Source organism: Collinsella sp. SGI.095, from assembly GCF_050314535.1.
Taxonomy (GTDB): domain Bacteria; phylum Actinomycetota; class Coriobacteriia; order Coriobacteriales; family Coriobacteriaceae; genus Collinsella.
In genome coordinates this window covers 69,480-95,274 of the sequence record NZ_JBNPNG010000003.1, presented here as the reverse complement: position 1 = coordinate 95,274, position 25,795 = coordinate 69,480, and the positions used below count along the sequence as shown (strand labels likewise).

The 25,795-nt window shown below is 61.3% G+C and carries 25 protein-coding genes; 7 read left to right on the top strand and 18 right to left on the bottom strand.

All coding sequences use genetic code 11. From position 1 onward, the window contains the following. Window positions 1–251: 251 nt before the first annotated feature. The 3 genes from ACQRCA_RS02025 to ACQRCA_RS02015 form a co-directional block, all read right to left on the bottom strand. Window positions 252–953, bottom strand: a complete 702-nt coding sequence (locus ACQRCA_RS02025; RefSeq protein WP_427718012.1) for a hypothetical protein — start codon at window positions 951–953, stop codon at window positions 252–254. After that, window positions 954–2,681, bottom strand: coding sequence for a dihydropteroate synthase (folP, locus tag ACQRCA_RS02020; RefSeq protein ID WP_427718010.1), 1,728 nt, complete (start codon window positions 2,679–2,681; stop codon window positions 954–956). A 94-nt stretch (window positions 2,682–2,775) separates the two neighbouring features. Then, a complete protein-coding gene (locus ACQRCA_RS02015; protein WP_427718007.1) occupies window positions 2,776–3,528 on the bottom strand; it encodes an NAD-dependent protein deacylase in 753 nt (250 codons plus the stop codon). A 136-nt stretch (window positions 3,529–3,664) separates the two neighbouring features. Between ACQRCA_RS02015 and ACQRCA_RS02010 the strand changes: the two genes are divergently transcribed. Next, window positions 3,665–4,483: an exodeoxyribonuclease III gene (locus ACQRCA_RS02010; protein WP_427718005.1), complete on the top strand. Its 819-nt coding sequence runs from the start codon at window positions 3,665–3,667 to the stop codon at window positions 4,481–4,483. Window positions 4,484–5,017: 534 nt separating this feature from the next. Here the strand turns inward: ACQRCA_RS02010 and ACQRCA_RS02005 are convergent. Genes ACQRCA_RS02005 through ACQRCA_RS01995 form a run of 3 tightly spaced genes read right to left on the bottom strand, consistent with a single transcriptional unit; the run spans window position 5,018 to window position 8,257 of the window. Continuing rightward, the gene (locus ACQRCA_RS02005; RefSeq protein WP_427718002.1) at window positions 5,018–5,731 is read right to left on the bottom strand and encodes a DUF6580 family putative transport protein; all 714 of its coding nucleotides are present in this window, start codon (window positions 5,729–5,731) and stop codon (window positions 5,018–5,020) included. Between the two features lie 4 nt (window positions 5,732–5,735). Next, window positions 5,736–7,355: an ABC transporter ATP-binding protein gene (locus ACQRCA_RS02000; RefSeq protein WP_427718000.1), complete on the bottom strand. Its 1,620-nt coding sequence runs from the start codon at window positions 7,353–7,355 to the stop codon at window positions 5,736–5,738. Between the two features lie 23 nt (window positions 7,356–7,378). Further along, window positions 7,379–8,257 (bottom strand): energy-coupling factor transporter transmembrane component T family protein, encoded by an 879-nt coding sequence (locus tag ACQRCA_RS01995; RefSeq protein WP_427718158.1) that lies wholly within the window; start codon window positions 8,255–8,257, stop codon window positions 7,379–7,381. 205 nt (window positions 8,258–8,462) lie between these two features. Between ACQRCA_RS01995 and glmU the strand changes: the two genes are divergently transcribed. From glmU to gltA, 6 genes are all read left to right on the top strand, one after another. Then, window positions 8,463–9,875 (top strand): bifunctional UDP-N-acetylglucosamine diphosphorylase/glucosamine-1-phosphate N-acetyltransferase GlmU, encoded by a 1,413-nt coding sequence (gene glmU / locus ACQRCA_RS01990; RefSeq protein ID WP_427717998.1) that lies wholly within the window; start codon window positions 8,463–8,465, stop codon window positions 9,873–9,875. A gap of 193 nt (window positions 9,876–10,068) precedes the next feature. Continuing rightward, complete coding sequence (locus ACQRCA_RS01985) at window positions 10,069–11,055, top strand: ribose-phosphate diphosphokinase (protein ID WP_154516678.1); 987 nt, start codon at window positions 10,069–10,071, stop codon at window positions 11,053–11,055. 746 nt (window positions 11,056–11,801) lie between these two features. Further along, window positions 11,802–12,638, top strand: a complete 837-nt coding sequence (locus tag ACQRCA_RS01980) for a hypothetical protein (RefSeq protein WP_427717995.1) — start codon at window positions 11,802–11,804, stop codon at window positions 12,636–12,638. Window positions 12,639–12,986: 348 nt separating this feature from the next. Beyond that, complete coding sequence (pth, locus tag ACQRCA_RS01975) at window positions 12,987–13,616, top strand: aminoacyl-tRNA hydrolase (RefSeq protein ID WP_427717993.1); 630 nt, start codon at window positions 12,987–12,989, stop codon at window positions 13,614–13,616. A gap of 359 nt (window positions 13,617–13,975) precedes the next feature. Continuing rightward, window positions 13,976–14,815: a sulfide/dihydroorotate dehydrogenase-like FAD/NAD-binding protein gene (locus tag ACQRCA_RS01970; RefSeq protein WP_006235793.1), complete on the top strand. Its 840-nt coding sequence runs from the start codon at window positions 13,976–13,978 to the stop codon at window positions 14,813–14,815. Further along, window positions 14,806–16,215, top strand: a complete 1,410-nt coding sequence (gene gltA, locus ACQRCA_RS01965; protein ID WP_154516684.1) for an NADPH-dependent glutamate synthase — start codon at window positions 14,806–14,808, stop codon at window positions 16,213–16,215. Before ACQRCA_RS01970 ends, gltA begins: the two co-directional genes overlap by 10 nt. Window positions 16,216–16,343: 128 nt before the next feature. On the opposite strand, the gene ACQRCA_RS01960 is transcribed toward gltA, so the two are convergent. The 12 genes from ACQRCA_RS01960 to purM form a co-directional block, all read right to left on the bottom strand. Then, a complete protein-coding gene (locus tag ACQRCA_RS01960) occupies window positions 16,344–16,967 on the bottom strand; it encodes an AAA family ATPase (RefSeq protein ID WP_427717988.1) in 624 nt (207 codons plus the stop codon). 173 nt (window positions 16,968–17,140) lie between these two features. Then, window positions 17,141–17,779, bottom strand: coding sequence for an amino acid ABC transporter permease (locus ACQRCA_RS01955; protein ID WP_427717986.1), 639 nt, complete (start codon window positions 17,777–17,779; stop codon window positions 17,141–17,143). A gap of 3 nt (window positions 17,780–17,782) precedes the next feature. Beyond that, window positions 17,783–18,529, bottom strand: a complete 747-nt coding sequence (locus tag ACQRCA_RS01950) for an amino acid ABC transporter permease (RefSeq protein ID WP_427717983.1) — start codon at window positions 18,527–18,529, stop codon at window positions 17,783–17,785. A gap of 25 nt (window positions 18,530–18,554) precedes the next feature. Then, on the bottom strand, window positions 18,555–19,424 hold the full coding sequence (locus ACQRCA_RS01945; RefSeq protein WP_427717981.1) for a transporter substrate-binding domain-containing protein: 870 nt from the start codon (window positions 19,422–19,424) through the stop codon (window positions 18,555–18,557). A gap of 14 nt (window positions 19,425–19,438) precedes the next feature. Continuing rightward, the gene (locus ACQRCA_RS01940) at window positions 19,439–20,170 is read right to left on the bottom strand and encodes an amino acid ABC transporter ATP-binding protein (protein WP_055251548.1); all 732 of its coding nucleotides are present in this window, start codon (window positions 20,168–20,170) and stop codon (window positions 19,439–19,441) included. 233 nt (window positions 20,171–20,403) lie between these two features. Beyond that, entirely contained in the window at window positions 20,404–20,847 is a 444-nt protein-coding gene (locus tag ACQRCA_RS01935; RefSeq protein WP_427717979.1) for a GatB/YqeY domain-containing protein, read from the bottom strand. A gap of 54 nt (window positions 20,848–20,901) precedes the next feature. After that, on the bottom strand, window positions 20,902–22,125 hold the full coding sequence (locus ACQRCA_RS01930; protein ID WP_427717977.1) for a peptidylprolyl isomerase: 1,224 nt from the start codon (window positions 22,123–22,125) through the stop codon (window positions 20,902–20,904). A 179-nt stretch (window positions 22,126–22,304) separates the two neighbouring features. Then, window positions 22,305–22,772: a PTS sugar transporter subunit IIA gene (locus ACQRCA_RS01925; RefSeq protein WP_427717974.1), complete on the bottom strand. Its 468-nt coding sequence runs from the start codon at window positions 22,770–22,772 to the stop codon at window positions 22,305–22,307. 65 nt (window positions 22,773–22,837) lie between these two features. Further along, entirely contained in the window at window positions 22,838–23,305 is a 468-nt protein-coding gene (locus ACQRCA_RS01920; protein WP_427717971.1) for a PIN domain-containing protein, read from the bottom strand. After that, entirely contained in the window at window positions 23,302–23,646 is a 345-nt protein-coding gene (locus tag ACQRCA_RS01915; protein ID WP_427717969.1) for a type II toxin-antitoxin system RelB/DinJ family antitoxin, read from the bottom strand. Before ACQRCA_RS01915 ends, ACQRCA_RS01920 begins: the two co-directional genes overlap by 4 nt. A gap of 234 nt (window positions 23,647–23,880) precedes the next feature. After that, window positions 23,881–24,588 carry a phosphoribosylglycinamide formyltransferase gene (gene purN / locus ACQRCA_RS01910; RefSeq protein WP_427717966.1) on the bottom strand — a complete coding sequence of 236 codons (708 nt, stop codon included), beginning with the start codon at window positions 24,586–24,588 and terminating at the stop codon, window positions 23,881–23,883. Continuing rightward, on the bottom strand, window positions 24,578–25,681 hold the full coding sequence (purM, locus tag ACQRCA_RS01905; RefSeq protein WP_427717964.1) for a phosphoribosylformylglycinamidine cyclo-ligase: 1,104 nt from the start codon (window positions 25,679–25,681) through the stop codon (window positions 24,578–24,580). Before purM ends, purN begins: the two co-directional genes overlap by 11 nt. Between the last annotated feature and the right edge of the window lie 114 nt (window positions 25,682–25,795).

The window sequence follows — 25,795 nt, the reverse complement described above, 5'->3', positions numbered from 1 at the left end:
GCGGTCTTTTATCTCTATTCCTCAAAAACGAAAATTTTTCAGTTTTGAGGAATAGGCTCTATAGCGAATATACCTCGCGAAAGGCCGAGCTGCCTTAATCCTATTCCTCAAAAACGAAAATTTTTCAGTTTTGAGGAATAGGGCCGCGATGCCACCCTGTAGTCGCGCAAAGACCCTCCCCGGCAGAGGCAGTTCGCTCTGCCGGGGAGGGTCTTGTTGTCATCGTTGTCTTTGAGCGCGGGCATCTCGCGTTACAGCCCGCGAATCCGTACGGCCTCGGGCGGAAACTCCTGCTCGCCGGCATCGGTCTTGATGGTCGCGCGACCCCAGATGTCCAGGCCCGCAAACACACCAACCGCAAGCGGCAAGCCGTTGGGCGACACCGCCGCAACCTGGCGGCCCAGCAGCGGCACCATGTCGAAGTACTCGCCCAGCACGGGAGCCAGCGGGCCGGCGGCGCCCTGCGGCGTGTTGGCGACAACCGCCCAGGCGTCCACGCGGGCCAGCACGGCGGTAGTCAGCGCTTCGACCAGCGCTTCATCGGTCACATCCAAGCCAAGTTCGCCCAGCGCCGCGCGCTCAATATCCACCGTCACGGCACCGAACATACCCGCGGCACCGGCGCCACCGTTGACGGCGACGCGTGCAAACGACGTCTCAAACGCGGGCGCGCCGCACATAATATCGCTCGGCCACTGAATGCCCACCTTACCGGTAAGGCCCAGCCCCGGCGTCGATGCCGTTCCCGCGAGCGCGTCCATCATGCCCATCGCCGCCACAAACGGCAGGCCATGGAAGGCGTGCATATTCACATCCGGGCGCACGACCAGCGAAAACGTCAACGATGTGTCGCCGGCACTCCAGGCGCACCAGCCCGCGGACACGCCCTCGCGGCCCGCGTCACGTGCCGCGTCGAGCTCGGTACCGGCGGCAACAGCATTCATCTCGATCATCTACATACGCCCCAATTCGCCCACGATATGGCCCACGCGATCCTCGGGCTCCTTGACCTCGACGCCGTTGAAGCGGAAGAACCGCGCCGGGTCGTGCATCAGGTCCTCGAGCGGCACCAGCACAAAGTCGCGTTCGCCAATGAGCGGATGCGGCAGGCGCAGCTTTTTGCCGCCATGGGTCTCGCCATCCATCCACAGCAGGTCCAGGTCGATGGTGCGCGGGCCGTTGACCTTGGCCTTCTTGGATCGGTCGCGCCCCAGCTCGGCCTCGATCTTCATAAGCTCGTCGAGCAGCACCAGCGGCGCCAGCTCGGTCTTGATCTCGATGACAGCGTTGGCAAACGCGTCCTGGCGTGTCTCGTAGGCCGGCTCGCTCTCGTAGATGCGCGAGCAGTTGGACACACAGGTGAGCGGAATCTCGGCGATCATGTCGCGCGCGGCGCGGATGTTGTCGCAACGATGCCCCAGGTTGGAGCCCACGGCCACAAACGCGCGACGCGGCTGCGGCTTGGCAACAGCCCAGTAGCCGTTCAGGAACTGCGCAAAGCCGGTGACATCGTGCACGCGCACGATGTTGGCACCGGCCTGGATAGCGCCCAGGCACACGCCAAAGGTGGCGGCATCGCGCTCGGCGGCCTCGGTCACGCCCGAGACGGCGCCCACAAAGCGCTTGCGCGACACGGCGCACATGAGCGGATAGCCCAGCGACGCCATCTTGGCGGTCTCGCGCTGGATGACGATGTCTTCGTTGGCCGTCTTGCCAAAACCCGGACCCGGATCGATGCAGATACGGTCGCGTGACACGCCGGCGTGGATGAGCGCGCGGGCCTGATCGGACAGAAAGCCCATGACGCGGCGCATGATGGGCGCCGAATCGGGCAGGGTAAAGCGGCGGAGCTGCGAGGTGGGCACATAAGCCTCCTCGCGGCGGGCGCTGCGGCGCATCATGGCGGCCAAGTGATCGCTGGGCTCCGGCGCGGGCTCAGGGGTCGCGGCGGCCTCGGCGGCAGGGGCAACCTGCTCGGCGGCCGGCGTCTCCTGCTTCTGCTCGCCCGTTAGCTCGGGCGCTGGCTCCGGATCGCCAAACGGCAGCGAGGGCTGCACCACGCCACCCGGCAGTTTGGCCTCCGTCTTGGGCTCGCCCAGCAGCTTGCCACGACGGCGGCGGGCGGGCTTCTCGGCCTCGCGCGCGGCCTCGGCAGCCGCCTCGCGCGCCTTCTCGGCAACAAACGCCGCGGCAGAGGTATCGAGCTGCACCGTTGCATGCGTGCGAGCGGGCGCGGCGACCTCGCCGGCGTGCATCACGATGACGCCGCAGGTGCTCGTCGCGACAAACTCGACCATCTTGGGGTCGGTGAAGCCCGTCACGTCGTTGACGATCGAGGCGCCGCAGCGCACGGCCGCCTTGGCAACCGCCACGTGACGTGTGTCGATCGAGACGATGGCGCCCTCTTTGGCCAACGCACGCACAACGGGCAGCACGCGGCGAGCCTCCTCATCGGGGTTGACCGGGGTAAAACCCGGGCGCGTGGACTCGCCGCCCACGTCGATGATGTCGGCGCCGGCATCGAGCATCGCCAGGCCGTACTCGATGGCGGCATCCGGGTCGAAATGCTCCCCGCCGTCGCTAAACGAATCGGGCGTCACGTTGAGGACGCCCATGATGCGCGGACGGTCAAAGCTGAGCTCGTACTTTCCGCACCGCCATGTCTTGCTGTCGTTCGCCATGAACATCCTCCTAAAATGCCCGCGCCGCCACGCTCGGGCGCAGGCGGCGGGGTCGCTTTGCAATTAGTCTTTCTATTGTATCCGCGCGCGCGGGCTAGAACGCAAACGCGGCAGCGATGTCGCAAGAAATCAGCAGGTCGGCATTTGCATCCTGATCGGTGGGAGCAAGATTGCATATGGCCAGCGTATCGCCGGTAAAGTATCGCGTAAGACCCGCCGCCGGATACACCACGAGCGAGGTCCCGCCCACAATGAGGGCATCGGCCGCGGCAATGGCGGCAACGGCGTCGGTCAGCACATGCTCGTCGAGCGGCTCCTCGTAGAGCACCACATCGGGCTTAATGCGCCCGCCGCACGCGGGGCACACGGGCACACCCGCGGCGTCCTCGTGCCCGCGGGCGCAAATCCACTCGGCGCTATAGACCGCGCCGCACGACTGGCAAATGTTGCGATGGACCGATCCGTGCAGCTCGAACACGCGCTGCGAGCCCGCCATCTGATGCAGGCCGTCGATGTTTTGCGTCACCACGGCATTTAGTTTGCCGGCACGCTCCAGCTCGGACAGCTTGGTGTGGCAGCGGTTGGGCTTGGCGCCAAGTGAGATCATCTTGGTGCGGTAGAAGTCGAAGAACTCGACCGGATGCGCCTCGTAAAAGCTATGCGAGAGCATGGTCTCGGGCGGGTAGGCAAACTGTTGGTGATATAGGCCGTCCACGCTGCGGAAATCGGGAATGCCACTCGCCGTGGAAACACCGGCGCCGCCAAAGAAGACCACACGCTTGTGGGTACCAAACAGCTCCGCCAGTGCGGCGGAGGCCCGCTTGGGATCCGATATCGCCTGCGTCATATGAGTCCTCCGTCCTTGTTGGTCGGGCAGCGTCGGGCGACATCCCAGCATGCGGCCTTTGAGTCAGCACGCGCGGAGCCCACCACCGCCCCTTTTGCGCTAATCTTAAGCCTGCTAACCCCGTCGAAAGGACACCATGCCTCAGACTTACACTTTCGCCTCGTGGAACGTCAACGGTCTGCGCGCCGTGCTCAAAAAGGACCCGAGCTTTATCCAGATCGCACAGGAGCTCAATGTCGATATCCTGGCGCTGCAAGAGACCAAACTGCAGGAGGGCCAGGCCGATATCGACCTGCCCGGTTATCACCAAACCTGGAGTTACGCCGAACGTAAAGGCTATTCGGGTACTGCGGTCTTTAGCCGCCAGGAACCGCTGCGCGTGCTGCGCGCCGATGCGCTGCTGCCTTACGCCGGCGAGGGCGCGGCAGCCAAGCTCGTGGCGCAGGCCGCGACCGAGGGCCGTGTCTGCGCGCTCGAGTTCGACAAGTTTTGGTTTGTGGACGTCTATACGCCCAACGCCCAAAATGAGCTCGCGCGCATCGATGTGCGCATGGCCTGGGACGATGCCTATCGCGGCTTTTTGGCGGGACTCGAGCGCGAGACCGGCAAGCCCGTGGTGACCTGCGGAGACTTTAACGTCGCGCACGAGGAGATCGACCTTAAAAACCCAAAGTCCAACCGCGGCAACGCAGGCTTTTCGGACGAGGAGCGCGGTAAGTTTACCGAGCTGCTCGACGCCGGGTTTACCGATACTTGGCGCGCGGCAAATCCCGACGTCGAGGGCGTCTACAGCTGGTGGAGCTACCGCTTTAATGCCCGCAAGAACAACGCGGGCTGGCGCATCGATTACTTCCTGGTGAGCGACGCCATCGCCGGCAACGTGCGCGACACCGGCATCCGCGGCGACATCTTTGGCAGCGACCACTGCCCCGTCACCCTCACCCTAGAGCTCTAGCCCCAGCCGACCCCTCGGGGACGAAGCAAAACGGATCGTTTTCACCTCGCGAGGGAATCCACGCGGCACACCCGCCACGAAACTGCCCCATCTACTACGTTTAAGCCACCACCCTCAACCACGGCGAACAACGCAAAAAGAAAACCGCAGGTAGAAAGCCTGCGGTTTTCATAAAACACGGTCATGGTCGAGGGTATCAAGCTAAACGTAGTAGATGGGCTAGTTTCGTGGCAAGCGCCGTCAACTGATTCCCTGGTGACGTCTGGGAGCGGAAGAAAACGGATCGATTTGGCTCTCTGAGGGCCACGACGCCCGTCATATCAGCCGGCCATTTTAAAACTATGCCGGTTTACGGGGCTAAATCGCAAATCCCCAACCAAACGCAATTCAAGCAAAATAAAACCGCAGGTAGACGGATCGTCTATTTTCGGAAAAAGCCTGTATGGTCTGCCTGTGCCAATCTAGCCCCGTAAACCGGCATAGTTTTAAAATGGCACTTCAACAGTATTGATTCTCGCCCCGGCACAACCGCCACTACAGCCCGTATTTCACGACGACACGGTTAATGCGACGACACCAAGGTTTGTAGAGAGCGGCCAAGAACACGCAGGTCGCAAGGCCGTGTGTGATATCGAACGGTACCGCCGTGGCAAGACGCGCCACGGCGCCCGCCCACGTGAGCGGTTGCACAAAACCGATGATGTCGTAGGCGTTAATCACGGCGCCATAGAGCAGGCCCGACGCAAAGCCGTACGCCATCAGCGCTGGCATGCGCACGGTGCCGTCGGCGCGGTCGAACGCACCCGCATACGCCAGCGCACCGCCAACGTATCCCACGAGCCCCCAAGCATACATCTGCCACGGCGTCCACATGCCCTGTCCAAAAAAGAAATTGCTGGTCAGCGCCGCCAGCGCACCGACCATAAAGCCGTTACGACGACCGAGCGTCGCCCCGGCGATAATGGCGATGGCGCTCACGGGTTTAAAGTCGGGAATGGGGCCAAACAAGATACGCCCCGCCGCGGCCAACGCCGCCAGAACCAGCGTGGGCATAATCTGGCGCAGGCCCGGTCGCGACGCCTCGTAGCCCGCAAAGAACAGCGCGAGCACCAGCGCCACCACGACAAGCATGGCAAGCGCCGCCTGCTCAACGCCTGCCAGCAACGCCGCGGCCATTACCGCTGGCACCGCCAGCAGCAGTGGGATCTCCAGTTTTGCGAGTAGGCGCAAGACGCGATAATCCGCCATCCCATCACGCCCTATAAAACACATTGTCGGCAAAAAAGTCGGCGGGCGGCTCCATGCAGGCAATCTCACCGTCGAACATCATGGCAATGTCATCGGCAACCTGCTCGGCAAAACCCAGATCGTGCGTTGCCATGATGACGGTACCGCCGGCCTCCGCATGGTCGCGCAGGGCGCGGGCGATGATGCGACGGCTGGCCAGGTCCAGACCCTTGGTGGGCTCATCGAGCAATAGCAGCTCGGGGCCGATCAACAGCAGCTTTGCCAACGCAAGCAGCTGGCGCTGCCCGCCCGAAAGATCGTACGGATGGCGCCCATCCAAGCCGGACAATCCCAGACTCGTCGCGCGCTCTCGCGCCATAGCCTCGTCATATCCGCAGGTCGAAGCCCATTCCATCAGCTCCTCGCGCACCGTCTCGGCAACCAGCAGCGCCTTGGGATTCTGAGGCAGCAGTGCCGCCGAGGCCGCCCCGCGCTCCATATGCCCACGCTGCAACTTGACCGTCTTGGCCAGCACCGAAAGCATTGTCGACTTACCGCAGCCGTTACCGCCCACAACAGCATGCACCGCGCCTGCCGAAAACGACGCATCGAGCCCGCGCAGCACCCAGCCGGACGCTCGATCGTAGCGAAACCAGCCCCCTGCCAGGGTGGTAGCCGACCCAGCGTGCATTTTTGGGAGTATTCGGCATCCACCGGCGCACGACGGCGCCCCCGAGTCGTCTTGCGACAGGATTTGCGCCTCAAATTCAGCCGATTTGTCCGATTTCGGTCTTTTTTTTGCGCCCGGAGCGCCCACGCGCGGGTCCAAATAGCCCGGCCGGCCACTGGCGCTGCTGAAAACTCCGTTTTTTGCACGCCGCGAGCCACCCCACCCTGGCACCTCGCCAGAAAACAGCTCTTCGCGATGCCCCAAGGAGGCGATGTCAGCGACCTCGCATACGCGCCCGCCCTCAATCCGATACGCGCACGTCGCGTATTCGAGCATCGGGCGCGGCTGGTGCGTTGCCACAACAACCGTGCAGCCCAGCTCGCGATTCACGCGAAACAGCGCATGCAGAAAATTTTTCTCGGCAACGGGATCCAGTTGGGACGTGGGCTCGTCGAGCAGCAGCACGCGAGGGCGCAACGCCAGCACGGCTGCAAGCGACAGCAGCTGCTTGCGTCCGCCCGAAAGCGCATCGGTATCGCGGTGGAGCCAATCCTCCACACCAAAGAAATAACTGGTCTCGGCCACGCGACGGCGCATCTCGTCGCGCGACATGCCTAAGTTTTCCAGGCCAAACGCCATCTCGTGCCACACGGTTTCGCACACAATCTGGTTCTCGGGGTCCTGAAACACATAACCCACGCGCTCCGCGGACGCGCGAACGTCCATGTTGGCAACGCTTTCGCCCAGCATGCGCAGCTCGCCGGAGCATTCGCCCGCCGGCGAAATCTCGGGCTTGAGCAACGAGAGTAATGTCGACTTGCCCGACCCGGTACCACCGACAAGCAACGCAAACGTCCCTTGGGGAACACGCCAATCGAGCTCCTCGAACACCGGCACTTCGGCCCCGGGATAGGCAAAGCGCAGGCCCCGCACTTCAATCGCCGGCATATCCGAGCCGCACACCGCGTCCGCCATGATGCTCCCGTCCAACCGAGCCATCAGCCAAACCTCTTCTCGTCAATCGCATGCACCACGCAGGGCAGCGCCATCCAGGTCGCGTATACAACATAGCCTGGCCACGGCGCTGGCACCGAAAGCTGCGGGTAAAACGAATACTGCATCGTCGCGGTCCACGCCACTGCCGCCGTGGCCACGCCAAACAGCGCAAGCCCAACCAGCGCGGCAACGTCGCCGCGCGCCAGCCGATACCGCGCGTACGTCGTGCGACGCGCCGCGGCGCCCCACCCACGGGAGCGCATGGCGTCCGCACGCTCCAGCGAATCTTCCATGCCCCAGCCCATCAACACGCTCGATGCCCGTAGGCGCGAACGCACGGGGTCGGCCGGCGCGCGGCCCGGCACATCAATCGCATCCTGCACCGCCAGCACCGTGCGACCGCGACGCAAAAACTGCGGGATAAGCCGCATACACATCGAGATCATGAGCGCGATCACCGGCGCGGTGTTACCCAAAAGCGCAAGCACCCTGTCGTAGCTAAGCATGGACGCCGCGGCCTCAAACCACAGCACACTCGCCACAAACAGCCCGCCCATGCACAGGCCGTATACCATACTCTCCAGATACACCGCACGCATGCCAATGCGGAACAGTTCCGTCGAGCCCGAAGCGCTAAATAACGGGTTGAGCACCGCGATAATCAAAATCACCGGCAGCTGCCAGCGAAGTGCCCCCAACGTGCGTGCGACGCCGCGCGTCGCAAACCCATACGCCAGCCCGCCCGCAAGCGACAGCGCAAGCAGCACCGGTTGCATCGAGAACATGGTGAGCCCCAGCGTCAGCACCATGTAGAGCGCCGGCACCGCCGGATGCGACATCGAGAATGCCGCGACGGGTTCGTTGCCCGATTCCTCTCGCATGATATCCACGGACACCCCCATCCCCTCGCTCAAACGCCAACGCCGCAGTGCCGCCGCCATGCACAACCAGCGCAAACGTCACGCCGGCGGCACCGACATCAGCCGCCATGCGCCAATCGTTACGCGCTCATCATATGCCTGCGGTATCATATTGCGCCGTGTATCGTTTCCAAACTCACGTGTCTATAACGTAACAGGAGATCACATGGACGCAACCGCAATTATCCTCGCCGCCGGCGAGGGTACCCGCATGAAGTCGAACCACTGCAAGGTTTCGCACAAGATCCTGGGCAAGCCCATGGTCCAGTGGATCGTCGACGCCACCATCAAGGCCGGCTGCAGCCGCGTCGTGGTCGTCATCGGCAGCCACGCCGACGAGATGCGCGCCCTTATCGACGGCGCCTACGCCAACAGCGCCACCAAGGTCGAGTGCGTCGAACAGACCGAGCGCCTGGGCACCGGCCACGCCGTAAAGGTCGCGCTCGAGGCATGCGGCATCATGCAAGGCCCCGTCGTCGTGCTCAACGGCGACCTGCCGCTCATCACCGCCGACACCGTCGCCAAGTTCGCAAAGACCGTCGCTACCGGCGAGCTCGCCTGCACCGTCATGACCATGACCCCGCCCGATCCCTTTGGCTACGGCCGCATCAAGCTGGGCGCCGACGGTCAGATCGAGCGCATCATCGAGCAGAAGGACTGCACGCCCGAGCAGGCCGCCACGCTGCTCGAGTGCAACGCCGGCTGCTACGCCTTCGACGGCGCGCAGCTCGCCGCCCACATCAGCGAGATCGGCAACGACAACGCGCAGTCCGAGTACTACCTGCCCGACATGCTCGAGATTCTCAAGGGCCACGGCCAGGCAGTCTCCATCTTCCACTGCGACGACTACCGCGACGGCCTGGGCGTCAACAGCCGCATCCAGCTCGCGCAACTCACCGCTATCGCGCGCGACCGCATCAACGAGCACTGGATGGCCGAGGGCGTTACCTTCATCGACCCCACGCAGGCCTGGATCGGCCCCGACGCCGTCATCGGCCGCGACACCGTCGTGTGGCCGCAGACGCACCTGATCGGCCGCGTCACCGTGGGCGAGGAGTGCCAGCTCGGCCCCAACAGCCGCCTCACCGACACCACCGTTGGCAGCGGCTGCACCATCGATGAGACTATCGCCATCGAGGCTGTCATCGAGAACGGCGTCGACTGCGGCCCGCGCGCCTACCTGCGCCCAGGCACCCACATGCTCGATGGCTCCAAGGCAGGCACACACGTGGAGATCAAGAAGTCCACGATCGGCGAGGGCTCCAAGGTGCCGCACCTGTCCTACATCGGCGACACCACCATGGGTTCCGGCGTCAACGTGGGCGCGGGCTCCATCACCTGCAACTACGACGGCGTGCACAAGCACAAGACCGTCATCGGCAAGGATGCCTTCATCGGTTCCGACACCATGATGGTCGCGCCCGCCCAGATCGGCGACGGCGCACTCGTGGCCGCCGGCTCCGTCATCACCGAGCCGGTCCCGGCTGACGCACTCGGCCTGGGCCGCGCCCGTCAGCTAAATATTGAGGGCTGGGCCGCCGATTATCGCCGCCGTCTGCACGAGGACGACGAGGTATAACGTTTTACCAAACATCTAAGGAGCTGTTCCCATGGGGATGGCTCCTTTTTCTATGCTGACCTGCGCGACCGGATGAGTGGTCGGTTCGTGTCCGTTGACGGTAAAGACGTTATCAAGACCCGATAAACCCCGCTACGCGGTTACAATGCAACAAGGCATCTATATGGCATTCGATATATAAAGGAGAAGGGCAATGCCGATTAATGATCCCGAGAAGTCGGAGAATATGCGCAAGTCCATCCGCGTGTATTCCGGTTCCTCCAACCGTCCCCTCGCTCAGAAGATCGCTGAGTACCTTGGGGTCGAGCTTTCGGGCCTTACGCTAAAGCAGTTCGCCAACGGTGAGATTTACGCCCGCTACGACGAGACCGTCCGCGGCGCCGACGTCTTCCTGATTCAGTCCGTGGCCGGCGGCAACGTCAACGACATGCTCATGGAGCTGCTCATCGCCACCGACGCTGCCAAGCGCGCATCCGCCCGCTCCATCACCGCCGTCATCACCCACTACGGCTATGCCCGCCAGGACCGCAAGGCCGGCCCGCGCGAGCCCATCACCGCCCGCCTCGTCGCCAACCTGCTCGAGCGCGCTGGCGTCAACCGCATCATCACCCTCGACCTGCATCAGGGCCAGATTCAGGGCTTCTTCGATATCCCGGTTAACCACCTGTCTGCACTGCCGCTGTTTGGCCAGTACTACAACGACATGCACTTCGACACCGACAACCTGGTTGTCGTCTCCCCCGACGTGGGTCGCGCCAAAGCTGCCAAGAAGCTCTCCGACATGCTCGGCTGCAGCCTCGCCATCGCCCACAAGGGCCGTCCGCGCCACAACGCCGCCGAGGTCATGGGCATCATCGGTGACATCAAGGGCAAGACCTGCATCATCAATGACGACATGATCGACACCGCTGGCACCCTGTGCGCCAACGTCAAGGAGCTCAAGGCCATGGGTGCCGGCGACATCTACGTGTGCGCCACCCACGGCATCTTCTCGGGCCCGGCCATCGAGCGCCTGAACGACGCCCCCATCGTCGAGTGCCTCGTCACCGATGCCATCCCCGTCGAGGTTGGCGGCAAGATCAAGACTATCTCGGTCGCCGAGGAGTTCGCCGAGGCCATCTCTGCCGTTTACCACGAGGAGCCCGTCTCCACGCTCGTCGGCGGCGACTTCGCGCTGTAATCCAGCGCGCAGCGCATCATCTTTGGTGTTTTTAAAGGGTCGGAGGCTCGCTTCCGACCCTTTTTTCTGCCCCTCGACAACCCGCCTTGGACAGTTAGTTCAGATTTGTATTAATGTGGCATTCGTTTGGGCCATTTAATGCGTCGAAAACTCTCTTGCCGTCATAATTCCGCTCGATTCCTCCACCTATGGATCTCTTCACCATGCCATCGGCCCCATTTTGCCCACCGAGTCCCTCAACAACGGCAATACACCCCGGTCGCCTTGTACAAATCTGAACTAACTGTCCAGCACCCATCTCAGTAGATGCCTCCAAGGCCAACCCATCACTCCATTCTCCACTTTTCCAAGGCATTCCGTATGATGTCGTTACCGCCCGCGGCGCGCGACGCCCCTTTGAGCGAAAAGAACGACACGGCCATATCATTTCGCCAACGGCTTAGTACCTTATAGCTATGACAACCGTAATTTCACATCTCTCCGCCCTCCGCGCAATTCGCCGCGCTCGACGGGCGTACTCCGCCCTTCCCTGGGACGCCATCGATGACGAGCAACAGACACAAGCCCTCGTAGGTTGCGTTCCCAACAAGGACGCCATAGACTTTGCGGCCCTTGCAATACTTGACGCCTGGAGCGAAGACGACTCCGAGCGTCTAGACCTCTTTGTTGCAAGCGGCAGCAACAGACGACCCGACGGACGGCTCCTCCAGCACACCATCACCGCCCCTCTCCCCCAGGGCGCGATCATGCACATCGAAGCCGACATCTACGCAACGTCTCCCGCCATGACGGCCATGCTTTGTTCCAAAAATGAATCGGTTGCCAAAACCTTGATGCTTCTCATGGAACTGCTCGGGACCTACTCACTTCCGCCCGAAGCAACTTACCCCATCGCCTACGACGACACGTGGCCCGAGGCCAACAGCTTCGAAACGATGGACGATCTCGATTGCCAGGGCGATCAACCGACACCCGAAAAGCAAGCCGAAACCCGCTACGAACAGGCACACTACAAATGCGAGCCCGCCACAACCATCGAAGAGCTCGAGGCGGTCGCACGGTTTGCCAAAAGTAGTTCCTACGCCTCGTTTCGCACAGCTATCAAACTCGCCCGGGCCGGATCCGCATCCCCAGCGGAATCATTGATGTTCGCCGTCCTGGGCGCACCCATGCGGTTTGGCGGATTCGGGTGTTGCAGCCTGCCCATGGGAGGCCTGCTGCTCAACTATCGTGTCGATTTCGACACCCTTGCGGTCAACATGTCCTCGGGCATCCCCTACGCCATCTGCGACTTATATTGCCCAGCAGCCGGAGTCGACAACGAATACAACGGAATTGGACATGAGCTTCAAAACGCTCGCATCCACGATGGCAATCGCAACAATGGCCTTAAGGCCATGGGTATCCACGTCCTGGTTATCAATCGCGACCAAATGAAGGACCTTGTTGCACTCGAAGCCTTCGCCCAGACGATGCATCGACTTGCGGGAGTTCGATTCCGCTACCGCATCAAGGGTTATCGCAAGCGTCAGGCCGCCTGGCTCAACACCCTGCGGGCCGGAATCGGCCTCGCGCCGGTCTAAAAGACTTTTACCCAGTGCTACCGAGCATGGCTGGACAGTTAGTTCAGATTTGTATAAACAGACGGCTCATGTCGAGGTGGTTTGCCGCCATCCCGGCGCCAATCACCTCATTTGAAGACTCAAAAGATCTGAAATAGCACAAATTGTGCTCCCCAAAGCGCCGTGACAGTTCCGTGGCCCCGATTTTGGCAGTCAAAGATCTCTTGGTTTATACAAATCTGAACTAACTGTCCATCCCGGCTTCTAACGACTGTCCAAACGCCCTCATGCAGCCTCAATCACCCTCCATTTGACAGCAACAACGGGGTCGCTCACCATAGCAGGCGACAAATCGATGAAAGGAAGCACATGGCAGCTGCACAGCCGCTTAAGATTCGCATGGTTGCCGGACTTGGCAACCCTGGCGATGAGTATGCCGAGACCCGCCACAACGCAGGCTTTAAGGCGATCGACGAGCTGGCGCGTCAGGCCGGCGTCACGTACTGGAAAAACCAGGCCGGCGCCGAGGTCGCGCTCATCAACATCAACGATCCAGAGGAAGAGGGCGGCAAGCGCCAGATTGTGCTGGTCAAGCCGCAGTCGTACATGAACACCTCGGGCGGCCCCATCTCCAAGCTTTGCCGCGAGTACAAAATCAAGGCCGAAGAGTTGCTCGTAATCCACGATGAGCTCGACATTCCCGCCGGCGACGTGCGCGTCAAGGTGGGCGGCGGCCACGCCGGCCACAACGGCCTGCGTTCCATCATCGACAAGATGGGCAGCCGCGACTTTAGCCGCATCCGCACCGGCATCGGCAACCCTCCCGGCAAGATGGCTGTCGCCGACTACGTGCTCAAGCAGCTGCGCGCCCGCGAGGCCGAGGACTTCCAGGACACCTGCGCCCGCGCCGCCGACGCCGCCGGCCTGGCGATTGTGCACGGCGTAATCTATGCCCGCGACCACGTCAACGGTTCCGCCTCTGCCAACGGCAAGCACTAAAACCTACCAAAAAGGGATGTTTATTTTGGCAGGTTTTATATGCGAAAACGCCGCAGCGACCGCATCGCAATAAACCCTATGCCGCCATACATGCCCAACACCTCAAAAGGGGCCGGCCTCACCGATATGCAAGGCCGGCCCCTTTTGTCGTTTTATCTGATAAAACCCGCCAAAATAAACCTGTCTCTTTGTGCTAGATCACTTTTCCCGCCTGCCAAAGATACACGTAAGCAACACGTCCATGAGGGTATAATTTACATCGTATGTCTGCACAACGCCTGTGCGCGTACGGTTTTATTCGGGCTGCCGTCCATTTCCGTGGAGGCACGGTTCGGTTGCCCTAACAAGAGAGGGGTTCTATGTATAAGATCCTGGAGAAGACGCAGTTCTCGGAGAAGGTGTTCAAGTTCCGCATCGAGGCGCCTGCAATCGCCAAGCATGCGCACGCTGGACAGTTCCTCATGGTTCGCGCCAACGAGACGGGCGAGCGTGTCCCGTTTACCCTGGCCGGCTGGAACGGTGACGAGGGCTGGGTCGAGTTCATCTTCATGGTGATCGGCAAGACCACCGAGATGCTTTCCACCTACGAGGCCGGCGAGTCGCTGCGCGACGTCGTGGGCCCGCTGGGCGTTCCCACCGAGATGGCCGAGGGCCCCTGCGCCGTCATTGGCGGCGGCGTCGGCCTGGCAATTGCCTTCCCGGTCGCCAAGCACCTGGTCGAGACCGGCCACGAGGTGCACGCCATCATGGGCGCTCGCACCAAGGACCTCCTGCTCATGGAAGACCAGTTCCGCGAGCTCCTCGACGAGGACCACATCCACATCACCACCGACGACGGTTCCTACGGCGAGCAGGGCGTTGTCACCGCTCCGCTGGAGCGCCTGCTGCAGGACAAGGCCGTGAGCCAGGTCTTCTGCGTCGGCCCCGTTCCGATGATGAAGTTCTCGACCCTCACCGCCCAGAAGTACGACACCCCCATCACCGCGTCGCTCAACCCCATCATGGTTGACGGCACCGGTATGTGCGGCTGCTGCCGCGTCGAGGTGGGCGGCGTGACCAAGTTTGCTTGCGTCGACGGCCCCGACTTCGATGCCACCCTGGTCGACTGGGATGACCTTCGTGCCCGCCAGGCCGCTTACCGTTCCGAAGAGGGCGAGTCCCTCAAGGCCTATGAGGAAAAGAGCTGCGCATGCCACTAGTTAACGGTCGTTTCGTTGCCGATATGAAGTCGCCCCGCACCCCCGATAACGAGGAGCCGGCCGCCGAGCGCGCCTGCGACTTCCGCCCCGTCGACAAGGGCTTCACCGAGGAGATGGCGCTGGCCGAGGCCGAGCGCTGCCTCAACTGCAAGAAGCCGTTCTGTGTTGAGGGCTGCCCCGTCAACATCAACATCCCCCGCTTTATCGAGCAGATCCGCGAGAAGGACTTTGGCGGCGCCCTCGATACCATCCGCGAGGACTCCATGCTTCCCGCCATCTGCGGTCGCGTCTGCCCGCAGGAGAACCAGTGCGAGGGCAAGTGCATCCGTGGTAAGAAGTCCGAGCCCGTGGCCATCGGCCAGCTCGAGCGCTTCCTGGGTGACCGCCCCGAGCTCGCCTCCACGCCCAAGATGGCTCCCAAGAACGGCAAGAAGGTCGCCGTCGTCGGCTCCGGCCCGTCCGGCATCACCTGCGCCGGCGAGCTCGCCCGCAACGGCTTTGACGTTACCGTCTTTGAGGCCTTCTTCACCGGCGGCGGCGTGCTGGTCTACGGCATCCCCGAGTTCCGTCTGCCCAAGGCGGTCGTCAAGCGCGAGATTGACGGCCTTGAGAACATGGGCGTCAAGTTTGAGTACAACTCCGTCGTGGGCAACATGGCCACGGCCGATGAGCTGTTCGAGCAGGGCTTCGACGCCATCTACGTGGCGACCGGCGCTGGCCTGCCCAAGTTCCTCAACGTCCCCGGCGAGAACCTGCCCAACGTCTTCTTCGCTAACGAGTACCTCACCCGCGTGAACCTGATGAAGGCCAACAAGTTCCCCGAGTACGACACCCCCACCAAGCATGGCAAGAACGTCGTCGTCTTTGGCGGCGGCAACGTGGCTATGGACGCCGTCCGTACCGCCAAGCGCCTGGGCGCCGAGCACGCCATCATCGCCTACCGTCGTACCGAGGACGAGATGCCCTGCCGCCGCGCCGAGCTGCACCATGCCAAGGCCGAAGGCGTCGAGGTTCTGCCGCTCGTCTCCCCGCTCGAGTTTGTCGCTGGCGAGGACGGCTCCGTGTGCGCCGTCAAGGTCCAGAAGATGGAGCTCGGCGAGCCCGACGAGTCCGGCCGTCGTCGCCCGGTGCCCATCGAGGGCGCCATCGAGGAGATCCCCTGCGACGTCGCGATCTCGGCTATCGGCACCAACGCCAACCCCTTCGCTGCCAAGATCGGCGGCAAGATGGAGCTCAACAAGTGGGGCTACATCGTTGCCGATGAGGAGACCGGCCAGACCACCGATCCCCGCATCTGGGCCGGCGGCGACATCGTCACCGGTGCCGCTACGGTCATTCTGGCGATGGGCGCCGGCAAGAAGGCCGCCGCTTCGATCACCAAGAGCCTGCTGGGCGAGTAATCACCTGCAGCGCTAGCCACCAAACGGCAAAGTCCCCGTCGGGCACACGCCCGGCGGGGACTTTTTTCTATGTCAGCCGCCCGACCACCACAAAGGTGCCTGTCCCCTTTGTGATGGCTTTTGGTCGGCTAGCCTTCGAGCTGAGCCACCTTGTAGCGGTAGGCAGCGGCTATGACGTCTTTGCAGCCCTCGCGGCCCAGCTTGGCGCGGTTGACGACGATATCCTTGCCGCTCGTCATCTTCCACTTTCCGGCGCTGTAGCGCTTATAGAACGCCTCGCGTGCCTTCTGCTGCTGCTTGACCAGCTTGGCGCCCTTCTTTTTGTTGAGCCCACGCTTCTTGCGCACGATCTCGACGCGGTCCTCAAAGGGTGCGGTCACCAACACGGCAATGTGATTAGGGTTGTTACGCAGCAGGTAATCGGACAGGCGACCCTCGATAATGCAGCTCTCGGTCTCACCCAGGTCCAAAATCACCTGACTCATCTTTTGGAACAACTTGTCCGAGTACGAACGTGCATCGTAGCGGTCGGGCAGAAACGCCATGTTCTCCACGGCCAGACGCTCGTCATAGGCGGCCATCTTATCGAGCGACTCACCCGCGCGCATCGACGCACGCACCAGCAGCTCGTTGTCGTACAGCGGAATTCCCAACTCGTTGGCAAGCATGCGGCCAATCTCGTGGCCCTCGGCGCCAAAGTCGCGCGCGATGGTAATGACCACAGGATTCTTCTTGTTCTCCAGATCGCTCATCGCGATTCCTTTCTCTATGTAACAAAGGGACAGTCCCTTTGTCACATTCATTTTGCCCCCACCTTCGTCCTGGTTTCCCAAGTGCGGCAGATTGCCCCGAAAGAGGAGCGCCGCGTACTAAATGTACGCAAGCGACGATTGAGGGGCAAGGTGCCGTGCTTGGGGAAGCAGGACTATGCGGCCACAATGCGACGTTGATATGCCCTCACCAGCAGCGAGATACCAAAGTTGAGCACAAAGTACATCGCAAACACCAGGCCGTAGAGCATAAGCACCTGCGACAGGTCGATCGCGTGGGCCATCACGACGTTTGCCGTGTACATGAGCTCGGCCACGTTAATGCCCGAAAGATACGAGCTGTCCTTGATGACGGTCGTGCACTGGCTAAACAGCGCCGGAATGATCGTCTTAAACGTCTGCGGCAGAATGATGTAGCGCATGGTGGCAAAAAAGCCAAAGCCCTGGCTCTGCGCTGCCTCAAACTGGCCACGCGGAATCGAGTTGAGGCCGCCGCGCACAATCTCGGCCATAACAGCGCTGGTAAACAGCGTAAAGGCGATGGTCGAAATCGCAATGTCCAAACCCTGCACCGTAAAGTAGATAAACAGGATCCACAGCAAGTTTGGCGTGCAACGGAACAGCTCGATATAGGCGCTCACCAAAATACGGAATGGACGGGGCGCGTAGCTTTTAACGAGCGCCAGCACCGTGCCAAAGATGAGCGAGAAAAAGATCGACAGCGCCGAGATCTCGATCGTTTTAACAAAGCCGCCCCAAATGTAGAGCAGGTTGGTCGCGTTGAAGATTTCCATGCGCTAGGCCTCCTCTACGTTGTCGAGCCCCAGCTCGGCTAGGCTCACGCCGCGCGGACGCTCCTTGGAGCGGCGCTCGAGCCACTGCACCAGCATGGCGAGCGGAAAGCAGATGATGAAATACATAAGGCAGCAGACGATGTATCCCTGCAGGTAACCGTACAGACTCACAAAGTTGTCGGAACGGTACATAAGGTCGCCGCCGGCCACAAGCGCCAGCACCGACGTGTTTTTGACCAGGTTGAGTGCCTGGTTGCACAGCGGCGGCAGAATGATCTTGAACGTCTGGGGCAGCACGATGTAGCAGTATGTCTGCGCACGGGTGAAGCCCTGGCTCTGGGCCGCCTCCATCTGGCCACGCGGAACGGCCTCGATACCGGTACGGATGACCTCCGAAATGTAGGCAGCGTGATACAGGCCTACGCCCAAGAAGCCCAGCACAAACGGCGCGATACGCACCGGCTGGTCGGCACCGGTTATGGCCTGCAAAAACTGCGGACCGGCCATGTACATAAAGAGCACCTGCACGGGCAGCGGGGTGTTCTGGTAAAACTCCACGTACACGCGGCTTATGGCGCGCAGAACGCGAGAACGAGTGGTAGAGAACACGCCCAGCAGCGTGCCCAGCACCAGCGACAGCAGCAGACCGGCAACGACCACCTGCATCGTCACGCCAAAGCCCTCCCAGAAGGGCCCCATGTTTTGGAATGTCGTCGACCAGCGGTCGGCGTCAAACAATCCTTCGAGCATTTGATTCCTTCCTTGGACGATGCGCCTATACAAGACCCCAGGTCTTGACCTCTTGGTCGAGCCAGCCGTCGGCCAGGCGATCGCATATCACCTGATCGACCACGGCCGAAAGATCACAGCCCTTCTTGGTCGCCACGCCGTAGCCCTGCTCGCCAAACTTGACCTCGGGTTGCAGCAGCTCGACGGTCTCGTTCATGTAACCGGCCAGCGTGGAGCGGTCCATGGCAAAGACGTCGATATTGCCGGCATCGAGCGAGCTCTTAATGATGGGGTAGCCGCTAAAGGCCCTAAACTCGGGCTCGCAGCTAAAGCCGTTGTCCTTGATCATCTGCTCGATCAGGCCCTGCGTGGTTGCACCCTGGCTCACGCCAATGACTTTGCCGTCCAGGTCCTCAATCGAGGTAAAGCCCGAACGCTTCTTGACCATGAGTCCCACGTAGTCGGTGCGGTACGGCGTCGAGAAATCCCAGCTCTTCTTGCGCTCGTCGGTGATGGTGTAGGTCGCCGCGACCACGTCGAGCTGGCCGTTATCGATCAGCGGGCCGCGCGTCTTGGGCGTTACGTCAGTAAACTCGACAAGCTCCTGGGCACGGGCCTCCTTGTAGCTCACGCCAAAGACGGCAGCGGCGATCTGGTAGCACAAATCGACCTCCATGCCCTCAAAGCGGCCCTTGGCGGTGTCGTAATAGCCGTAGCCAGGAACGTCCTTCTTAACGCCGGCATTCAGATGGCCACGCGACTTGATGGCCGCAAGCTTAGACCCCTTGTCGGAGTGCTCACCGCCGGTGGAGTTGCCGCAACCGGTAAGCGCGGTCCCCGTCAGCGCGAGCATACCGGCGCCCGCCAGCTGCAAAAAGTGGCGGCGCGACACGGCCGCCCTCGTCATATCCGTCATGTCCATCACCGTGCCTAGTGCAGAATCTTGGACAGAAACTCGCGGCAGCGCGGGTTCTCGGGGTTATCGAAGAAGTGCTCGGGTGTGCCCTCCTCCAGGATGCGGCCGTCCTCCATAAAGATGACGCGGTCGGCCACCTGGCGCGCAAAGCCCATCTCGTGCGTCACGCAGATCATGGTGATATCCTCCTGCGCGAGCTCGATCATAACGTCCAGGACTTCCTGGACCATCTCGGGGTCGAGTGCCGAGGTCGGCTCGTCAAACAGGATGATAGGCTGCTTGGTGCACAGGGCGCGGGCAATGGCGATGCGCTGCTGCTGACCGCCCGAGAGGTTCTGCGGGTACTCGCCGGCCTTATGCGCCATGCCGACGCGCTTGAGCGCGGCGATGGCGATCTCGGTCGCCTCCTCCTTACTCTTCTTTTGCAGCTTGATGGGCGCGAGCGTCAGGTTGCCCAGCACCGTCATGTTGGGATATAGGTTGAACTGCTGAAACACCATGGAGCTGTACTTGCGAGCCATCTCCAGATGATTCTTCTTGGTGAGCGGCGTACCGTCGATGATGACCTCGCCCGACGTGGGCTCCTCCAGATAATCGACGCAACGGATGAGCGTGGACTTGCCCGAGCCGGAAGGCCCGATCATTACGAGCTTCTCGCCGCGCTTGACGGTGAGGTTGATATCTTTGAGCACATGCAGGTCGCCAAAGTACTTGTTGAGATGCTTGATCTCGATCATGTCTGCCATGAATATCCCTTCCCTGCGCTTACACGAATTGCTCTATTTTACGGAAAGAACCACGTTTCCGCAGCCCACACTGCATTCCCGTAAAGAACCCGCAACCTTTAACCCACTCATTTAAGCCTGTCCCCAATGAGCGCCCAATGACCAGCCAAGGGAGGCGCCCTTCATCGGCCAACAAAAAAGGGGCGCGACCGCAATGGTCACGCCCCTCAACACCAACTATGTACCGCTCGGCCCTACACGAGTTTGCCGCCGACAATCTTGGCAGCTGCAGGCTTATCGAAGTTGCCGCCGGTGGCCTTGCCGAGCGCCCCCATAACCTGGCCCATCTGCTTCTTGGACGTGGCGCCCAGCTCGGCGATGACCTGCTCAATCAGCGCCTCGAGCTCCTCGCCCGAAACCTGCGCGGGCAGTAGGCTCTCCAGAATCTTGACCTGCTCGGTCAGGTTGTCGGTACGATCTTGATCGGTACCGGCCTTGATGGACATCTCCAACGTCTCGCTTGTCTGCTTAATCAGACGCTTGATCATGCTGTTGACGTCTTCCTCGGTCACGTCGCGGCGCTCGTTGACCTCGATGTTCTTAACCTCGGCCTTTACCTGGCGAATGATAGACAGGCGCACCTTGTCCTTGGCCTTCATGGCGGCAATCATTTCCTGCTGCAGCTCTTCGTTGGTCATCTGCAAATCCTCCTCAATAGTGTGGGCGGCACTCGCACGAGCACCGCCCCTTGATTACTCAGTCGTCGACGAATCGTCGGTCGAGCTCTTGGTGACGCCCTTCAGGCTCACGTTATAGGGCACGTCCTTGGGCATGGGGTTGACGGTAATGTCGGCATCCTTCGTGTACTTCTCCAGCCACTCGTTGTATGCCGTGCCCGATGCCTGGGTCTTCACCACATTGGAAACGTACTTCTTAATAGCCTTGGGCACCTGATTGATGTCATCGACCTGGCCATCGACATGGAAGTAGTCGGTGCACTTGATGATGTGGTAGCCATACGTCGACTCGACCACGTCGCTCACATCGCCCTTGTTAAGGCCCTCGAGCGCCGTCTGGTAGCTGTCGACAAAGGTGGTGAGCTTATCCCAGCCCACGTCACCCTTCTTCTCCTTGGAACCGGTGTCGTCGGAATACTGCTTCACGGCATCCTCAAAGCTCAGCTCGCCGGAGTTGATCTTATCCAGGCACTCCTGCGCCTCGGCCTTGGCGGCGGCCTTGTCCTCGTCGGAAGCGTCGGAATCAACCTTGATCAGGATGTTCGACGAGCGGCGGGCATCGTTGTAGTTAGACAGGTTCTCGTTAATGTAATCGACAATCTCGCTGTCCTTGGGCTTGCTGGTGGGAGCAACGGCATCCTTAAGCTTCTGCTGCGCCAGGCTCTCCTTGAGCGAGTCCTTGTAGGTGTCCTCGGTATAGCCGTAGGTCTTAAGGGTCTCCTTAAAGGTCTTGGCGCCGCCCGCGCTCTTGCAGGCGTCCTTCCAAGCCTTCTCTACTTCCTCGTCCGAAACCGTCACGCCGTTCTCCTTCTGCGCCTGCTGGAGCAGAATCTGCTGCGTATAGGAATCGATGAGCTGTTTGCGGTACTTCTTGGGCGTCAGGTCGTTATTGACCAGGTACTGCGCCCAATCCTTGTCCTTGGTATAGCCGTAAGACGTGCGCATGCTCATGATCTGCTTGGTTACGGTGTCCTCGGTGAGATTGGCTCCGTTGACGGTAGCAGCCACACCGCCGGTCAGTTTGTAACCCGAGTTATTGTTCTCGGTCTGCGACATCAAACCGGAGCACGCCATCGCCGAGACGGAAAGCAGCATCGCCAGCACGCCGATAACCACCAGGACGATCTTGACGGTCTTGGACACATAGGTCTTGCGCTGCTTCTTGCGAGAGCTGGAGGCAGCGCGGGACCGTTGCTCGGGCGTCGGTGCGGCCTCTGGGTTCTTTTTCTTGTTTGCCATAGTTGGCCTTTCGCATAACGAATCGAACAAACGTCATTGTGTCACAACGCAACCCCGCGGCACACCTGGTGCATGGGAGACAGGTCAATCTGCACCATTTTGGTGCAAAGGGGACAGTTCCGACAGCTAGGGACGTTCCTTTTCTGCCGGCAGTTAGGGACAGTCCCCAAATGCCGGCCCTAGAAGTGGCGGCGGATGGCGTCGACCATGCCCTGGGACGAGGTCTGGCCGAGCACGTCGGCTGCGGCGTCAGCATCCATAAAGATATTCATAAGCGCTTGCAGGGCCTCGACCTGGCCGCCCGGCTCGGCAATACCCAGATTGATGATGATCTGCGCCGGCACGGGGGCACCCATGCCCGCCATAGCATTGAACGTCACGGGCGCGGAGGGCTTAATCACCGCGATATAGGGCTTAGCCACAAACCCCGGATCGGTATGCGGAATGGCAATATTGGCCGCCGGCATGGCGAGGCCCGTGGGATAGATGTCCTCACGCGTACGGACGGCATCGAGCCAACCGGACGCAATGTAGCCGCGCGGAGCAAGCTCGCCCTCGAGTCGCGCAAACACCTCATCCGGCGTCGCGCACTCCCAATCAAAAAACACCAGCTCAGGCGCGAATAGCATCTCGGCGTTATCCGCCATACCGTCCTCCAAAGTTGCATGAGGTTCACAATGCCCCATATGATAGCGAAACCAGACAGGCAAGGTTAGCCGAGGATCCCAATCATCTCGAGTGCGCGGGCAGGCGTCAAGCACACCTCGGGCATCGCCTCCAGCATGCGCCGGTCGCTCGTGACCACGTAGTCAACATCTGCCGTCTCGCCCGAAGCGATGATGAGGTTGTCTTCGAGATCCGGCATGCGCTTGCCAAGCATGCGCGCCAACTCGCACTCTGCCAACGAAAGCGGAGAGGCAGTTGCCACCTGCATCATGTGCTCGATGCAGGCCCATGACGCCGAGGCAAACGAAACGTTAATCCCATTCGCATTCCGCCGGGCCAGGCGCCGAGGCAGGATATAGAACACATCCTTTACCGTCGTGGGCGCGTACAGAAGGTCAATCTTTCCCGCCTCGGCCAGTTCAACTAATCTCTTCGCTTCGTCGAACGCCCCCTCTTGCAGGTAATAATCGAGCCAAACGTTCGTATCTACCAAGAGATGCTTTGCCTCGATCATCGACAATTCGCCTCAATATCGGCACTCATCGTGTCATACATATCATCTCGTACGGCATCCCAGTCTTCCGCAGATGATCCAACTGGCGCAAAATCCGAAGCATTTAGCCCCAGCGATGAAAAAGCTAGGCCACACCCCTGCTCAGCCAGGCTCTCCGCGCGGGGCGCCTCGCGCTTATCCGTCACCATAAATCCCGGCAACGCTTGATGCTCGACAAGATAGGCCCAAAGCGCACGAACGGCATCGCTCGGCCCCAATCCATTGCGTGTCAGGACCGCATCGCCACCAGCCTTGAGCATAGGATCGATTCGTGTGTTGAGCTGCACCGTTGCTGCACCCATAGCGGCTCCTCTCTACTTACTAGCAGTATAGCAAACATAAAAGGCCGCGCAAAAGGGCCCCGCCCACACACGGACGAGGCCCTATCGGATTTCTTGGAATGGGAATGGTGCCCGTCACGTTATCCAGAGCCCAAAATCAAAGAGGTATTAAGCTGATTGGGGCACATGTGATTCCATATGCCCCAATCAGCTTTTTTGATAGTTTACGTCGCAAGGAAAACCAGGCGAATCCTTTTACGCACGATGGCGCGCCGGATCAATTGCCACCTTACCGCTCTCCAGCACGTGGACGCGGCCGTCAGCGAGCATCTGCACGACTTCGGGATACAGCACGTGCTCGATCGCGTGAATGTGCTCCTCGAGTGTGTCGACATCCCAGCCTTCCTCAACAGCCAGCGCGCGCTGGGCGATGATGGGACCGTTGTCGTAGATCTCGTTGGCAAAATGCACAGTCACACCGGTCACCTTGACGCCGCGCGTAAAGGCATCGTCGATCGCATGCGCACCGGTAAAGCTCGGCAGCAGCGCCGGATGCAGATTGACAACGCGGTTGGGGAACGCCGCCAGCAGCGGCGTATGCACCATGCGCATGTAGCCAGCCATGACCACATACTCGCAGCCGCGCTCGAGAAGCTCGTGCGCAATAATCTCGTCGGCGGCGATAGGGTCGGCGTAGACATCCTTGGAGAGCGTCAGCGTCTGGATACCCGCACGCTCTGCACGCTGCAGGCCCTTGGCCGAAGGACGGCTCGACACCACGAGCTCGATCGAAGCATTGAGCTTGCCGGCGGAGATCAGGTCGATCAACGCCTGTAGGTTGGTGCCCGAACCGCTGATGAGCACGCCGATCTTGAGCGGCTCGGTGGTATCGGTGCCGGTCGGACGGGTATAGGGCGCAAAACCCAGGCCCTCGGCGGCAGCCGTCTGCTCGTTAGCGCTCATCGGAGTACACGACCTTACCGGAGCCCTCGACGCATTCGCCCACGCGGAACGGCTTCTCGCCCAGCGCGACCAGGGCATCGGTTACCGCGGCCTCATCTTCGGGAGCGACAATCAGGCACAGGCCGACGCCCATGTTGAAGGTCTTGCATGCCTCGTTGGGCGTAAGCTCGGCCTGGTGCGAAACATAGGTGATGACGGGCGGAATGTCCCAGCCCATCTCGGCGCCATTGCGGGTAACCACGGCGTCGACGTCGTCGGCCAACGCACGGTTAAGGTTCTCGGTGATGCCACCGCCGGTGATATGGGCGATGGCGTGCACCGGAGCGCCGCCGCGGAGCAGCTCAAGAATCGGCTTGACGTAGATGCGCGTGGGGGCCAGCAGAGCGTCTGCCAGTGATGCGCCGCCGAGCTCCTCGAGCGGACGGCTCAGCTCCTCGGCCTTAGCGGCGGCCTCGGGCGTACCCGGCTTGATGCCGTCAACGCCGATGACCTTACGCACGAGCGAGTAGCCGTTGGAGTGCACGCCGGTGGAGGGAAGGCCCAGAATCACGTCGCCGGGGCGGACGTTGGCGGGGTCGAGCATCTTGGGACGGTCGACGACACCCACGGTAAAGCCGGCGAGGTCGTAGTCGGCGGGAGCCATGACGCCCGGGTGCTCGGCCATCTCGCCGCCCACGAGCGCGCAGCCCGCGAGCTTGCAGCCGTCTGCCACGCCCTTGATGATCTTTGCCATGTGCTCGGCCTCGATGTGGCCGATGGCAACATAGTCCAAAAAGAAGAGCGGCTCGGCGCCCGAAGCCAAAATGTCGTTGACGCACATGGCGACCAGGTCCTGGCCCACCGTCTCGTGACGGTCCATAATCTGGGCGAGGACGAGCTTGGTGCCCACGCCGTCGGTGCCGCTGATCAGGATCGGGTCTTCCATATCCTTAAGTGCGGCGGCCGAGAACAGGCCACCAAAGCCACCGATGCCACCGATAACCTCGGGACGGTTGGTATCCTTAACCATTTGCTTAATAGCGTCGACGGCGCGGCCGCCCTCGGCGGTATCGACGCCGGCATCCTCATACGTCACATGCTTGCTGTCGCTCATCTGAGCCTTCCTCTCCCACTACCGTTTGACACACAGACGCCAAACAGTGCTCATAGTTGCGTTCATATCGGCGCACACCGCAGCGGTGCGCGCCGTCATATCAACAAAACAGCA